Source organism: Micromonospora sp. NPDC051227 (genome assembly GCF_044455385.1).
Classification (GTDB): Bacteria; Actinomycetota; Actinomycetes; order Mycobacteriales; family Micromonosporaceae; genus Micromonospora.
The window spans coordinates 410,302-422,202 of record NZ_JBITET010000004.1; the positions used below are offsets into that span (position 1 = coordinate 410,302).

Below are 11,901 nucleotides of genomic sequence, written 5' to 3' on the forward strand. Positions count from 1 at the left end.
GCTGGCCGGCGGCGCTGCGCTGTGAATCCCTCGGCTTCAACGGGGGAGCGGGTTGGCGACGTACACGCCCTTGCCCTGCCGCCCGTCGATCAGGCCCTCGGCTTTGAGTAGGAGCATCGAGGCGCGGATCACCGTGTTGCTGACGTCGTAGTGCTCGCACAGCGCGGCGAAGGACGGCAGCTTGTCGCCCGGCTTCAACGTGCCGGAGCTGATCTGCTCGCGGATATCTCGGGCGACCTGTAGGTAGGCAGCTTCAGACATAGGTGGTGCTCCCAGCTTGGCGGCTGGTGCAAGAGAACCACATCTTCGGCTCGACTTACAACGCTATGTGTCGTAGCTGTTGACCCTGCGCACATTGCGTCCTAAGTTGGCTCGTGGGGCTACCCAGCTTGGCGGCCGGGTCGTCCTTGCCGTGGGTGCCCTGTCTCCGGACACGGCTGGCCGGGTGCCCACGGAACCCCAGGCGTCGGCGGGAGGCACAGTGACCAGACCGAACGATGCTGCCTCAACCGGAGGCTTCGCCCGTGCAGCTGGGGATCTCGACGATCGGCAGCGAAGGGCGGCGAACAACCAGCGGGTGTCCTACGACGAGTACGTCATCGCAGTGGCGCTCACCCTGGCGCGCCGCCACCGACCAATCTGGTCCTGGCAGCACTGGCGACGCATCTGTCGCTGCGGTTCCGACCTGCCGTGCAGAAGCCGCCACCGCATCCCAATCAGTCGCCGTCACTGGCCGAGTCAGGACGAAACGCAATGACGAGCCACCTCGCGATCACCCCGGCCTGGATCTGCGCCGGCTGTGGTGCCGACTGGCCCTGCCATACCCGCCGTCGAGAGTTGCAAGCGGAGTACCACAAAGCCCCGGTGTCGCTCGCCCTCTACCTGGCCACCCAGTTGGTTGACGCCGCCCAGGACCTGGCCCACGTTCCGGCCGGCCATCTGCACTATCGCTTCCTGGGTTGGACCCGATGAGCATTCTTCGTGCGGGTGACGAGAAGTTCCACTACAGCGACGGCTCCCACAGGTGGATCCCGCCGGACCCCGACTACGACCAGGATGTCTGGGACGAGCAGATTCGCCAGCACAAACACGGCCACCTGCGAAACGAGCGTCCGAAGGTCCGCGTCCAGCGGCTGGTCTGATCGGAGCAGCGGCGGTCAGAGGCTGGCGATGAGGAGTCCGCACACGGCCAGTGGAAGCACCGCGGACAGGCTGCCCAGCATGGCCGCCGAGCGGATCCGGGTACGGGCGATGAGGACCGCGAGCATTGCCAGGCTGACCAGCAGCGCGAGGAACAGCGCGGGCGTAGCCACGTAGAGCCCGAAGAGCAGCGCCCGCGACCGTTCCGAGTCGCACACCTCGGCGCAGCCAGCCGGGACCGACCCGGAAAGCGTGCTGAGGAACAGGCCGAACGACACGACAACGGCCACGTACCAGCCGACCAGCACCAGGAAGGATGAGCGCGCGTCAACGAGATCAGCGCGTGACGGTGCCAGAGTCATGAGCGAAGTATCCGCTGTTGCGCGAGCGGGGTCAGCCTTTGCGGGCATCGGTCGGGGGAGCCGTAGCCTGGCCGGGCGGCGGACCTGCACTGCGAACGGCCGGCTTCAACACCAGACGATCGTTACGCCTGTTCAGGGGTGACGGTGGCACCATGCGCGTCAGGCCCGATCTCAGCGACCATGGTGTCCGCGTCCTCGAACGACTCAACCGTGCGAAACCCCTCAGCGGCGTACACCCTCGCAGCGAAGTTCGCCCGCTCCACGCTCAGCGACACCGTGCGGATGCCACGTTCTCGTGCGGCCTGCAGAACGGCGCGCAGAAGCGTCCGCCCCACGCCCCGGCCCCGCCAGGTTTCCACCACGCCGATAGTCAGCTCTGGCACGTCGTCACTCACGTACCCGTAGCCGGGATCGGCGGAGGTCAGGTACCGGAACCAGGCCGCGCCGACTGAACGACCAGCCGAGTCCACCGCAACCAGGCCGAAGTCGTCTGGTCGCATCCAGCCGGTGACGTAGTGAGCCAGCGCAGGGTTCGCCAGGATCTGTTCGCGCGACCAGTTGCGCTCAGGCAGCCAGTTCACGGCCTCCACGAGCATGTCGACCAGGAATTCGGAATCAGCAGAGGTGGCCGCGCGAATGCCGAGGTCAGTCACCGCCGTAGCCTCGCACAGGGCCGGGCCTGGTCAGCTCTGTGGTCGCTGCGCCCAGAAGAGGGTGTGCCCGCTGCTGCCCTCGGGGACGAAGTCCTCGGCGATGATTGCCAGCCCCGACTGTCGCAGCCATGAGCGGTAACTGGAGGCATCGGCTTGGCTCCACCACATGGTGGCGTCGCCATCAAGCCAATTGTCCTCGGTGCCTGTCCAGGCGCTGTTGCCGACGGTGGTGAGCAGCCAACCGCCGGGGCGTAACCAGGTGGCGATGCTCTTGATGAGCTGCGGTTGATCGGCCAGGGGCATGTGGATGACTGCGTACAGGCAGACCACGGCGTCGAACGAGGCTGGCGGCAGGTCGAGCCGGGTGGCGTCGGCGCGGAGGAAGGTGCCGTTGGGCACCAGGCGGCGCGCCCGCTCGATCTGCACGTCGCTGATGTCAACGCCGGTCACGCGGTGTCCAGCGTTGGCGAGGAAGCGGGCGACCGGCACCCCGCAGCCGCACCCGAGGTCGAGGACCGCTGCTGAGGCAGGTAGGCGTTGGTGCAGGCCGGCGAGCCAGGGAGCGTACTGACCGTCTTCAGCGTCGTCCGATCGATAGCGGTAGGAGAGCGAGTCGTACCCCCGTCGTACCACGTCACGCTCGTCACTCCTGCTCATTCCGGGAACGCTACGAGGCTCGGTGCCGCCTGCCGATCCATTTATCTCGGTACGGCTGAACCCTGCCAGCGGTACAGGTCGCGCAGTAGGGAGATCTCGGCGTCGACGGTGATCGTCGACCCCTAGGGTGTTCTGATGTCGGCGGTTAACCTGCGGCGGTCGGCGCGTGCGGTCGTCGTCGATGAGGACGACCGTGTTCTGCTGCTACGACTCGCCATTCCCGACCCGGCCGGCACGATCGCCGTTTGGATCACTCCCGGGGGTGGCGTCGAAGACGGCGAGACGCCACTGGCCGCCCTGCGGCGAGAGCTGCGCGAAGAGGTCGGTCTTGCTCTCGATGTCGACCCGCCTCAGGTCTGGCGCCAGGAGATAGTCGCCGCCGGGTTCGCACCCGGCCACGACGGCGTCGTGAACGACTACTTCCTCGTTCGGACCGCGTCGTTCACGCCGCGCGGTGCGATGAGCGATGAGGAACTGGCCGCCGAGCACGTCATCGGCTGGCGTTGGTGGTCGCTGTCAGAGATCAGGGATCACCTCGGCCCGGAACTGTTCTCGCCCCGCGACCTTGCCACACCGTTGGCCGCACTGATCGCTGATGGAGTACCAACCCAACCCGTCGCGCTCGGCCTGTGAACCAGACCCCTGCCGGGACCAGCTATAGCGCCCAGCCAACGGTAGCGACCCTGCGGCTTAGGTAGACCGCTCCGAAGTAAGACTCAATCTAGCTTCTGGCGGCGCCTGCGCTCGATGTCCCGCTGGACTTCGGGATCCCACAGGGACGCGTTCCAGTCTTCCGGCTGCGTCTCGATGTCGAGCGCCAACCGGGCGGGCTGGCTTTCCACCTGCCCCGGCCGAGCTTCGTTCATTCCGAGTGGCGGGATGCCCGCACCGGTGGTGTCGCTCTGCTCTGCGGGGGTGGCCGGGCCGGCGAGCCGGCGCGTGGCTCTGCGGTGGGTGATCAGGGCGCCGATGGCGAGCAGGATCGCAGCGGCCGCCCGGACGACGTGGAAGGCGGTCGGGGTCTTCACCGGCAGGAGGTACGACAGGAAGAGGAGCAGAGCACCGGCTCCGACCGCCCAGTGCCGGACCGTCGCCGCGGCGATCGAGTGCGCGTCGATGACGCGTTTGGTGACATTCGACCAGGTGAGGAAGGCGGCGAAGAGGGCCAGCGGCCCGGCGATCGACAGGGCGCTGATGACCTTTCCGCTCGGCGGAGTCAGCAGGTCGGCGGTGATCGCGGCTCGGACCAACGAGACCCCGGCGAGGAGCGCCGCGAGCGCCACCAGCGCCCACTGGGCCGCCTGCCAGTGCGCGGGTGGCTGGGGTGGCGGCGCGACGCCGCCGAGACAGGTGTGCCCCTGCCCAGGATGGTCGAGCGGGCTTCCACAGTTCGAGCAATTCATGCCGCACCGTCCCCCGTGCTGGCTGTAGCGAGGCGTCAGGCTAGCAGCGCTGTCGGGGCGGTGGGGGAGCTATATGGAGGGTCAGCCCGCGAGGGCGTCTGCGCGGGCGCCGTGGCCGGTGGGGCGTCGGGACCAGCACTGTGGGCGCTGCCGGACGGCGAGCTCCAGGGCCTGATGGTCGGACTCGATCATTTCCCGGGCGATTCGACGCGCCATTTCCAGGCGATCGACGTGCATGTCAAGATCCGTCGGGCCGGCGCCTGCCATCTCGAACTCCTTGTCAGCGTTCGAACTAGTCGCATCATGCTTCACGCCGAGAATCGTCACCATTCCCCGATCGGTGGAAAGCTTCCGCCGTACGGTTCGGTGTCGCGTACCCCGGTTGCGCCGATGGTAGCGGTGGCCGTGCCAACTCGCCCGGAACTGCGAATACCTCGCCTTGCCTGCGGTTTGTACATTGCACGGTGCGCGGATCGGGGGCGCGACAAGTCCGGTGAGGGATCTTCGTTACGGGAGGACCGCCGTGCAGCATTCGAGCACTACCGATCCGTTGTTCGTCGCCGTCGAATCAGAGTCGATCACCCGGGCGGATGTCGCCGGGCTCATCGCGGGGCGGCTGGCCGCCGTCCGGGTGCCGGGGTTGCTCTCCGCGGCCCGCTGTCAGGCGATCACCGCCGCCCTCGCCAACGCGCCGATGGACCGCTACGACGAGAGTCGGGTCTTTCCCGTCGTCGCCAAGTTCGGCCCGGCCATCAACGATCACCGGGCCGCCGGTGAACTCCGCGACGACTACTGGGACGCGGCCCGCGCGGCCGAGAAGAGCTGGTCCACGCTGGGTCTGTCGGACTCGCCCCGGGACCTGTGCCTGGCCGCGTTCAGGGGTGCCTGGCCGGACGTCGCGCCCGGGCGGCGGCAGGGTCGGGAGATGCACGTCGGCATCGTCCGCGAGATCAACGCGGGGCTCCAGGTGCACTTCGACGACGCGGTCCGGGAGTACGCGGGTCGGCTGCTCGACGGCGAGGTGGTGGCGCAGTTGGCGTTCAACATCTACATCCGGGTGCCACCGGCCGGCGGGGAGACCGTGCTGTGGCGGCGGCGCTGGCAGCCGGACGACGAGGCGCTGCGGATCCCTGGCGGGTACGGCTTCCAGGAGGCGGTGGGCGCCGACACGCAGACGTTGACGTTGCGCCCCACGCTCGGGGAGGGCTTCCTGTTTGATCCGCGGCACTACCACACGGTGCGTCCCGCGTCGGATGGCCGACGGATCTCCATAGGATGTTTCGTCGGGCTCACCGACGATGGTCGACTGGCCCTCTGGTCGTAGTGAAGGGCGTTTCCCCATGGTGGACAGAAGCGACGTCGAGGCGGCCGCTGCCCTGGTCGAGGGGTGGGTCCGGGAAACCCCGGTCATCGCCGTCGACGGTGCCGATCTGGGTGTGCCCGGGCAGCTCAGCCTCAAGTTGGAGTTGCACCAGCACACCGGCTCGTTCAAGCCGCGTGGCGCGTTCAACCGGATGCTCCAGGGTTCGTTGCCCTCGGCCGGGGTGATCGCCGCGTCGGGTGGCAACCACGGCCTCGCCGTCGCGTACGCGGCCCGGTCGCTGGGCGTGCCGGCGGAGGTCTTCGTGCCGGTGACCGCCTCACCGGTGAAGGTGCAGCGGTTGGCCGGGTTGGGCGCACAGGTGCGCCAGGTGGGCCAGCACTACGCCGAGGCCCTGGCCGCGAGCAGCCAGCGGGCCGCGGAGACCGGCGCGCTGGTCGTGCACGCGTACGACCAACCGGAGGTGGTGGCCGGTCAGGGCACCGTCGGCCGGGAGTTGGAGCGGCAGGTGGACGGGATCGACACCGTCCTGGTGGCGGTCGGTGGCGGTGGGCTGGTGTCGGGTATCGCCAGTTGGTTCGGTGGGTCGGTACGCGTCGTCGCTGTCGAACCCGAGCAGATCCCCACCCTGCACTCGGCCCTCAAGGCGGGTCGGCCGGTCGACATCGAGGTGGGTGGCATCGCCACCGATTCGCTGGGTGCCCGGCGGATCGGCGAGATCGCCTTCGACACCGCCCGCCGCACCGAGGTGGTGTCCGTGCTGGTCCGCGACGAGGACCTGGTGCGGGCGCGCCGGTTGCTCTGGTCTGAGCTGCGGGTCGCGGCCGAGTTGGGTGGCGCTGCGGCGCTGGCCGCACTGGTCGGCGGTGCGTACGTGCCACAGCCGGGGGAGCGGGTGGCAGTGATCATCTGCGGTGGCAACACCGACCCGAGTGACCTGGGCCCGGCCGCGCCGCACTGACCGTTCAGTCGCCGTTACGCAGCCGGCGCAGCGCGTGCTCCACCTGAAGGGTGTCCAGGTGGGTGTCGCCGAGCAGTCGCCGGCGATCGGCCAGCAACTGCTCGTACACCTCGATCGCCGCGTCGACCTGCTCCTCCAGCAGCAGCACCAGACCCAGGGTGAACCGGATGGCGAGCACCTCGCTGCGGTCGGCGTGCCGGGGTTCCACTGTGGCCAGGGTGGCCCGCAGTTCGGCCTCCGCCTCGGCGAGCCGGCCCTGCGCCTGCATGCAGCGGGCCAGCGTGTGCCGGGCCTGCCAGGTCTCCGGTTGGTTCAGCGGCCACAGCCGGTAGCGGACCTCCAGGATGGCGTGCAGCATCTCCTCTGCCTCGGGTGCCCGTTGCTGGGCGAGCACCGCCAGGGCCAGGCTGTGCCGCACGATCATGGTGTCCCAGTGTTCCGGGCCGCGTACCTGGTCCTCGGCGGCGACGATCTGCCGCAGCTCCAACTCGGCCTCCGGCCACTGGCGCTGCGCCATGATCGCCTTGGTGAGCTTGTGCCGGCTGGCGAGGGTGTCGGCGTCGTCGCTGCCCAGCACCCTGGTGCGGTCCGCGATGACCTCGCGGAGCACCCGGTCGGCCATCTCCGGCTGGTTGCGCTCCAACCAGGTGCGCCCCAGCTCGTGGCGCAGTGCCAGCACCTGCGGCCGGTCCAGGTCGTGGTCGTATGCGGCGCAACCGCGCACGATCGGGTCGAGGATGTCGAAGGCCGAGCCGGGCAGGCCGACCGCGATGAGGTAGCGGGCGGTGAGCCGGGTCAGCTCCAGCGCGCGGCGTACCGTCTCGGGGTCGTGCTTGTGTTTCTGCGGCACGAGGTATTCCCGCACGGCCTCGACCAGGTGTGGCACCAGCACGTCCCAGTTGGTCCAGGCCGCCGAGTCGTCCGGGTTCTGCCCCTCGGTGGCGGCGAGCAGCAGCTTCATGACCAGCCCGTGGTATTCGGCGATCTGCTCACGCACCTCGTCGCGGTCGCGGAACATCGCGTGCACCAGTGGGTGCAGCGAGAGCACGTGCGCGAACGCCGGGTCGGTGACCTCCTCGTGGACGTCGAAGTCGACAAGGGCCAGGTTGCCGATGCCCTCCAGCACCTTCACCCGTTGCCGGCCGGTGAGCCCCTTGAAGAGCGGTGACGCGGCCAGGATGGCCGGCTTGAGCACCACCTCGTAGGGCACCGGGGAGGTGCTCAGGCAGGCCAGCACGTTGAGCAGTGGTCGGCTCTGTTGGAGCTGGCGGCGGGCCAGCAGGTCCAGTGAGATGTCGTCGACCTCGCGGACGATCTCCAGGCCGAGGGACTCGTCGAGGTCGACGTCGGCGGCGTCGCGCGGTGAGCGGAACCGACGCTGCACGGCAGTCCGGTAGTCGGCGAAGGTGGTGATGGTGGACGAGCCGCGCCAGACCGGGCTGGCGTTCACCGACCGGAGGTAGTTACCGGCGGCGCGCAGGGCGAGGGGCAGCCCGCCCAACTCCCGGGCCAGCTCCCGGGCGTCGGCCAGGTCGCCGGCCTGGGCGCCGGCCCGGTCGATGAGCACCTTTGCGCCGGCGTCGGCGTCGAGGGGGCGCACCTGGTGCAGCACCGACCAGGTGCCCCAGGTGGCCCGGTTGCCGTCCCGGCTGGTCACGATGACCATGCCGTCGTCGGCCTCCGGGCTGCGCAGCCAGCCGGTGCCGTCGGCGAGCACTCCGTCGGTGGGGCCCAGACTGGCGGGCTCGTCCGCACCGTCGAAGATCAACAGCCAGGGCTGCGCGGCCTGGTTGAGGTAGCGCCACACCAGGTCGGTGGCGCTGATCATCCCGGCCCAGGCCTGGTCGACCTGGGTCTCCGACGCGCCGAGTTGGCTGACCACCTCCCGCATCCCGGAGTTGAGCCGCCCCGCCTGCACCCACCAGACCGTCCGGCCGAGAGCGCGGGCCCGGCGGGCGATCTCCAGCGCGACGTGGCTCTTGCCGGAGCCACCCATGCCGCACAGGATGTGCACCGAGGGGCGGTCCCCGCCGGTTTCCCCCGGCTGGACGATCTCGTCGATCAGGTCGTCGCGGCCGTGCAGCGGGCTGTCCAGTCGCCCGAGCGGTGGATCGACTGAGACACGACTCGGCCGGTCGTACGCAGGCCGAGACACGCCGGCATCCTCGGGTGGAACGTCCGCAGTCAATGCGGTCCCCCTTCGGTGGCGAATTCACAATGGGGCCGGCGGCGAAAGATCGTGTCCATCTGATGGACAGTCGGAGGGATTGCCACCCACACCATGTCGACCGCAAGCGTATCCACCCCCGTACTGGGTTGCACACTCTCCGTTTAGGTCACCGGGCTGACCGGAATCGGTGCCGGAATTCCCAATTCGCTGCTGATTCCGGCCGATCCGCCGTGCGCGGCACTCGACACGGGCATCCACGATGGACCTATGAACTGGTCGCCAATCCAGGACGTCGTCGACTGGGGTTCCGTGCCGGACTGGTTCGGCGCGGTCGGCTCCATCGCCAGCGTGCTCTTCGTCTATCTCGGATTGCGGCGGGAGATTCGCGCCCGTCGTAACGACGACCTGCGGATCCGGGCCACCCAGGCCCGGCTGGTCTCGGCGGTGGCCGAGATTCGCGGCACCTCGGTGCTGCGGGTCGCCGTGGCCAACGAGAGTGACGCCCCGGTGCTGGACGTGGTGGTGCTGGCTCGGCTCGTACCGCCCGACGATCCGGACGCCCCGCCGGTCGAGCTGGCCGCGGCGAAACAGGTCCGTCGGATTCCTGGTCGCGAGGTGCACGACCTCTTCGTCACCGTCGCGGCGGAGCATCGGCTCCGCCCGGCCGACACCGTTCTGGTGGACCTCACCTTCACCGATCACGACGGTAATCGCTGGCACCGGGTCGGTGCCGGCCAACCGGAGCCGGTGGGTTGACCGGAAACGGTGGTCCGGCGGGGAAGAACGTTCCGCCGGACCACCGTTTCACCTCAGATGGGATAGGTGCGGGCGACCGCCAACATCTCCGAGCTGTGCGACCCGACGACGCCGACAGCCGGCGGCCGGGGGCGGAAGCCGGGCAGCGCGTCCAGCCCGTCACTGGCGTCCATGGCCCGCAGCGCCACCTGCCCGGCGATCGGCCGCACTGTCAACGTGACCTCGATGCCCTCGACCGGCGGGGCGTGGAACACCAGCCCGAAGCCCCACTTCCCGGCGCGGGGCTCCACCGGCACCGACCGCCCCGCCACGTCGGCGCGCAGCACGGTGGCGGTCGACGTGTCGACGTGCAGTGTGGCGAGCCGAGCCTCCCGCTGCGGGGTGAGCCGCAGCCGCAGCGTGCGCTCGCCACCCGCAGTGGCGTCGGCCACCACCTCCAGTTTCGGTGCCGGCAGGTTCGCCGACTGCGCCGGGCCGGCCCGCAGCTCGCCGTCGCCGAGCCCGGGGAAGTCGCCGCCGACGTCGGTGACCCCGTCCACGTAGCCGTCCGTCCACGGCTGCGGGTCGCTCTCGTGGCTGAGCCAACGGGCCTGGCCGGTGCCGGCGTCCATGGCGTACATCAGGTGGGTGGGAGCGGGGTGGGCGGCGTCGAAGCGGTCGACACCCAGGCCGACCCCGGCGAGCACCACCGCCGCCACGGCGGCGGCGCCGGCCGGCAGCACCGCGAGCCGCCGGGCCCGCAGCGCGAGCAGACCACGCTGGCCGCCGGCCTGCGGGTGCAGCAGGTCGACCACCGGCAGGGCGACCAGGCCGAGCAGCACCGCGACCAGCGCGGCCACCCCGCCCATGGCCATCCCCAGCGCGGGGAAGAGCAGCACCACTGTGGGCAGCAGGATGACCACACCCACGGCCGAGGCGGCCGTCACCGCCACCACCGGCCACGGTCCGGTCTGCCGGGCACGCAGCGCGACCAGCCCGCCGAGGGCGCCGGCCAGCGCCGGCACTGTGGTGAGGTACGCCCCACCCGGCACCGCCACGGCGAGCAGCACCCCGAGCACTGCCAGCCAGGCCAGCCCGGCGACGGCGAGCGCGGCCGGGCCGATCCGGCGGCGGGTCAGCGCGTACCAGGTGAACAGGATGGCGGTGGCGAGCGCCAGGACGGCCAGCCGATACCAGATCGGCCGGTACGGGTCGAGCAGCTCCGCGTACCCCGGCCGGATGGTGGTGACGGCCAGCCAGAGCAGTTGGGCGGCGACCGGCGCGGCGACGATCGGCACCAGGGTCAGCGCGAAGCCGGCGGCCAGCCGGCCGGTGCTGGCCCGGCCGCTCCGGCGGGTCAGCCAGCCCAGGGCGGCAACCACTGCCACCGCGAGCAGGGCCAGCGGCAGTGTGAGCCAGCCCGGATAGCGGACCAGCCCACCGGGGACGGGAAAGTAGGTGGCGTCGTGCCCGGAGCGCAGGTCGGTCAGGTCGGTGCCACCGAACTCCCGGGCCAGGCCCAACGCGTTGTCCCCGTGCTGCTGGAGGCTGCCTCGGTCCATGGAGGCCGGGGTGTCCAACGGCGTGTGGTAGATCGCGCCGCCGTCGATGTACGCCGAGTTCAGCCCGACGAACTTCTGATCGAGGAAGGCGGTGAAATCGGTGTCGTTGGGCAGCGCGCGGTAGATCTCCACCGCGAACGAGGTGCCGACCGGGTGTGGGGCGGCGCGGCCGAAGATGTCCACCAGCTTCGCGTTGTTCCGGGACGTCTCGAACATGATCACCGGCCCGGTGGATCCCCGCGCCTCCAGGTTGAGCACCACACCGCCGTCGGCGGCCAGCGGGTGGCTGGCGGCGAACGCGGCCGCGCCGCAGAGGCACGCCTCCTCGGCGTCGGTCAGCACGAAGACGATGTCGTTGCGCGGCCGGGGGCCGGTGGTCAGCGCGCGAGCCACCTCCAGGATGGTCGACGTGCCGGCCGCGTCGTCGTTGCCGCCCGGCCCGGTCTGTACCGAGTCGTAGTGGGAGACCAGGAAGACCCGACCCGTCGAGTCGGTGCCGGGCAGCCGGGCCACCACGTTGCGGACCCGGGCCACTGTCGCCCCGCCCGCCGCTCCGCTGAGCTGACCGGCCTCCGGTGCCACAGTGTCCTGCACCTCGGTCTCCAGGCCCAGCCCCCGTAACTGCTGCTCCAGGTGCGCGCGGACCTGTTCGTTGGCCGGGCTGCCGGCGACGTGCGACCGGGCGGCGATCACCTGGACATCCTCGTACGCGCGGCCGGCGCTGAACGCGCCGGCTGGCGCGTCGGTCGACTTCGGGGCCGGGGTGCGCAGGTCCAGCAGACTGCCGGCGCCGACCGCGGCCAGCGCGACCAGCGCCGCCGCAGCGGCCACGAGCCGCCGACGCGGCCGGGTCAGCGCGCGGCTGGCAGGGGGTACGCCCGGAATCGGACGGGGCGGCGTGCCCGTCGTGGCCGGGGTGGTGGGTGCGCCCACGGGA

General features: G+C 70.4%; 14 protein-coding genes. 6 read left to right on the forward strand and 8 right to left on the reverse strand.

The features are described 5' to 3' along the window. Positions 1-36: 36 nt before the first annotated feature. Positions 37-261: a winged helix-turn-helix domain-containing protein gene (locus ACIA47_RS13375; protein WP_203120106.1), complete on the reverse strand. Its 225-nt coding sequence runs from the start codon at positions 259-261 to the stop codon at positions 37-39. 492 nt (positions 262-753) lie between these two features. On the opposite strand from ACIA47_RS13375, the gene ACIA47_RS13380 reads away from it, so the two are divergent. Together ACIA47_RS13380 and ACIA47_RS13385 are read left to right on the forward strand one after the other, a co-directional pair. Continuing rightward, positions 754-972: a flavin reductase gene (locus ACIA47_RS13380; protein ID WP_396707846.1), complete on the forward strand. Its 219-nt coding sequence runs from the start codon at positions 754-756 to the stop codon at positions 970-972. Further along, positions 969-1,142 carry a hypothetical protein gene (locus tag ACIA47_RS13385; protein ID WP_203120110.1) on the forward strand — a complete coding sequence of 58 codons (174 nt, stop codon included), beginning with the start codon at positions 969-971 and terminating at the stop codon, positions 1,140-1,142. Before ACIA47_RS13380 ends, ACIA47_RS13385 begins: the two co-directional genes overlap by 4 nt. A gap of 15 nt (positions 1,143-1,157) precedes the next feature. Here the strand turns inward: ACIA47_RS13385 and ACIA47_RS13390 are convergent, their stop codons facing one another. From ACIA47_RS13390 to ACIA47_RS13400, 3 genes are all read right to left on the reverse strand, one after another. After that, the gene (locus ACIA47_RS13390) at positions 1,158-1,502 is read right to left on the reverse strand and encodes a hypothetical protein (protein WP_203120112.1); all 345 of its coding nucleotides are present in this window, start codon (positions 1,500-1,502) and stop codon (positions 1,158-1,160) included. Positions 1,503-1,624: 122 nt separating this feature from the next. Next, positions 1,625-2,155: a GNAT family N-acetyltransferase gene (locus tag ACIA47_RS13395; RefSeq protein ID WP_396707849.1), complete on the reverse strand. Its 531-nt coding sequence runs from the start codon at positions 2,153-2,155 to the stop codon at positions 1,625-1,627. A 30-nt stretch (positions 2,156-2,185) separates the two neighbouring features. Beyond that, positions 2,186-2,812, reverse strand: a complete 627-nt coding sequence (locus tag ACIA47_RS13400) for a class I SAM-dependent methyltransferase (RefSeq protein WP_203120117.1) — start codon at positions 2,810-2,812, stop codon at positions 2,186-2,188. 135 nt (positions 2,813-2,947) lie between these two features. Between ACIA47_RS13400 and ACIA47_RS13405 the strand changes: the two genes are divergently transcribed. After that, entirely contained in the window at positions 2,948-3,445 is a 498-nt protein-coding gene (locus tag ACIA47_RS13405; RefSeq protein WP_203120119.1) for an NUDIX domain-containing protein, read from the forward strand. Positions 3,446-3,528: 83 nt separating this feature from the next. On the opposite strand, the gene ACIA47_RS13410 is transcribed toward ACIA47_RS13405, so the two are convergent. Together ACIA47_RS13410 and ACIA47_RS13415 are read right to left on the reverse strand one after the other, a co-directional pair. Further along, positions 3,529-4,215 carry a hypothetical protein gene (locus ACIA47_RS13410; RefSeq protein WP_203120121.1) on the reverse strand — a complete coding sequence of 229 codons (687 nt, stop codon included), beginning with the start codon at positions 4,213-4,215 and terminating at the stop codon, positions 3,529-3,531. A gap of 81 nt (positions 4,216-4,296) precedes the next feature. Continuing rightward, entirely contained in the window at positions 4,297-4,545 is a 249-nt protein-coding gene (locus ACIA47_RS13415) for a hypothetical protein (RefSeq protein WP_203120123.1), read from the reverse strand. 193 nt (positions 4,546-4,738) lie between these two features. On the opposite strand from ACIA47_RS13415, the gene ACIA47_RS13420 reads away from it, so the two are divergent. Together ACIA47_RS13420 and ACIA47_RS13425 are read left to right on the forward strand one after the other, a co-directional pair. Continuing rightward, positions 4,739-5,539, forward strand: coding sequence for a proline hydroxylase (locus ACIA47_RS13420; protein WP_396707852.1), 801 nt, complete (start codon positions 4,739-4,741; stop codon positions 5,537-5,539). 16 nt (positions 5,540-5,555) lie between these two features. Then, a complete protein-coding gene (locus tag ACIA47_RS13425; RefSeq protein WP_396707854.1) occupies positions 5,556-6,497 on the forward strand; it encodes a threonine/serine dehydratase in 942 nt (313 codons plus the stop codon). Positions 6,498-6,501: 4 nt separating this feature from the next. On the opposite strand, the gene ACIA47_RS13430 is transcribed toward ACIA47_RS13425, so the two are convergent. Then, positions 6,502-8,652: a tetratricopeptide repeat protein gene (locus tag ACIA47_RS13430; protein ID WP_396707856.1), complete on the reverse strand. Its 2,151-nt coding sequence runs from the start codon at positions 8,650-8,652 to the stop codon at positions 6,502-6,504. 282 nt (positions 8,653-8,934) lie between these two features. Here ACIA47_RS13430 and ACIA47_RS13435 point away from each other — a divergent pair, with 282 nt between their 5' ends. Beyond that, the gene (locus tag ACIA47_RS13435; RefSeq protein ID WP_203120151.1) at positions 8,935-9,423 is read left to right on the forward strand and encodes a hypothetical protein; all 489 of its coding nucleotides are present in this window, start codon (positions 8,935-8,937) and stop codon (positions 9,421-9,423) included. Positions 9,424-9,476: 53 nt separating this feature from the next. Here ACIA47_RS13435 and ACIA47_RS13440 read toward each other — a convergent pair whose 3' ends face one another. Continuing rightward, positions 9,477-11,897 (reverse strand): M28 family peptidase, encoded by a 2,421-nt coding sequence (locus ACIA47_RS13440; RefSeq protein ID WP_396707858.1) that lies wholly within the window; start codon positions 11,895-11,897, stop codon positions 9,477-9,479. Positions 11,898-11,901 lie beyond the last annotated feature (4 nt).

Coding starts and splice junctions, on each gene's coding strand:
- ACIA47_RS13375 (WP_203120106.1), bottom strand. CDS start 261: ATGTCTGAAGCTGCCTACCTACAGGTCGCCCGAGATATCCGCGAGCAG.
- ACIA47_RS13415 (WP_203120123.1), bottom strand. CDS start 4,545: ATGGTGACGATTCTCGGCGTGAAGCATGATGCGACTAGTTCGAACGCT.
- ACIA47_RS13410 (WP_203120121.1), bottom strand. CDS start 4,215: ATGAATTGCTCGAACTGTGGAAGCCCGCTCGACCATCCTGGGCAGGGG.
- ACIA47_RS13400 (WP_203120117.1), bottom strand. CDS start 2,812: ATGAGCAGGAGTGACGAGCGTGACGTGGTACGACGGGGGTACGACTCG.
- ACIA47_RS13425 (WP_396707854.1), top strand. CDS start 5,556: ATGGTGGACAGAAGCGACGTCGAGGCGGCCGCTGCCCTGGTCGAGGGG.
- ACIA47_RS13435 (WP_203120151.1), top strand. CDS start 8,935: ATGAACTGGTCGCCAATCCAGGACGTCGTCGACTGGGGTTCCGTGCCG.
- ACIA47_RS13380 (WP_396707846.1), top strand. CDS start 754: ATGACGAGCCACCTCGCGATCACCCCGGCCTGGATCTGCGCCGGCTGT.
- ACIA47_RS13390 (WP_203120112.1), bottom strand. CDS start 1,502: ATGACTCTGGCACCGTCACGCGCTGATCTCGTTGACGCGCGCTCATCC.
- ACIA47_RS13405 (WP_203120119.1), top strand. CDS start 2,948: ATGTCGGCGGTTAACCTGCGGCGGTCGGCGCGTGCGGTCGTCGTCGAT.
- ACIA47_RS13385 (WP_203120110.1), top strand. CDS start 969: ATGAGCATTCTTCGTGCGGGTGACGAGAAGTTCCACTACAGCGACGGC.